This window comes from Photobacterium sp. R1 (assembly GCF_054600795.1).
Window position 1 is genome coordinate 1 of sequence record NZ_BAAHZP010000612.1, and the last position, 266, is coordinate 266.

Genomic DNA, 266 nt, shown 5'->3' on the forward strand with positions numbered 1-266 from the left:
TCAAGATCAGCGACACAACCGGCTCTGTCACCCTGCGCTTTTTCAATTTCAACGCCGCGATGAAAAATGCCCTATCCGAAGGCAAGCAGGTCAAAGCCTACGGCGAGATCCGCCGCGGCCAGCACGGACTGGAAGTGATCCATCCTGATTACAGCGTGTTTTCTGAACCGACCGCACTGGCGGTCGAAGAGACTCTCACCCCTGTCTACCCCACTACAGACGGCTTACGCCAGTTGACCCTGCGCAGTCTGACCGAGCAGGCACTG

At 57.5% G+C, this 266-nt stretch carries 1 protein-coding gene; it reads left to right on the forward strand.

Annotated elements, in window-relative coordinates; translation table 11 throughout:
* The coding region (locus ACYP03_RS26505) for an OB-fold nucleic acid binding domain-containing protein (RefSeq protein WP_459782740.1) at window positions 1–266 on the forward strand (266 nt) is incomplete at both ends.